The 442-nt window shown below is 54.5% G+C and carries 1 pseudogene; it reads right to left on the bottom strand.

What is annotated here, in order from left to right:
- Positions 1-442 (bottom strand): annotated as a pseudogene (locus KTH89_RS24725) (tetracycline resistance ribosomal protection protein Tet(W)); the annotation flags it as partial.

Raw genomic sequence — 442 nt, 5'->3', positions numbered from 1 at the left:
GAACAAGCCCTGCTCCAGCCCGTAACGGATACCATCCCTGACAGCGTTTTGAAAACTCTGGTTCAAGTATCCCAGCGAAACCCGGCTCTCGTATTGTACGCCGGAGCCAAGCGGGAGTGGTGTAACAGACAGTCCGATAGATGCCCAAAACGGGTTGGGCGGCACCTCGATATGGATGGTGTGGCTGGCTGCTTTGAGCGGCCGCTCCATATAAATGACGGTGGGTTCCTTTACCACTGTTTCAATCTTGTATTTTTCCGACAGCAAAGCGGAAACGACCTCCAACTGCACCCGGCCCAAAAAAGAAAGAATGATCTCATGGGTGATGGAATCCACTTCGCAGCGCAAAAGCGGGTCAGTATCCGCAAGTTGCGTAAGAGCGTCCAGCAGCCGTTCTCTTTGCGCTGCCGTTTTCGGCGCAATCGTCGTCCGCAGCATGGGG

The organism is Diplocloster agilis, assembly GCF_019042275.1.
GTDB lineage: Bacteria > Bacillota > Clostridia > Lachnospirales > Lachnospiraceae > Diplocloster > Diplocloster agilis.
The sequence above is the reverse complement of the archived record's forward strand: the minus strand, read 5'-3'. Positions and strand labels throughout refer to the sequence as shown.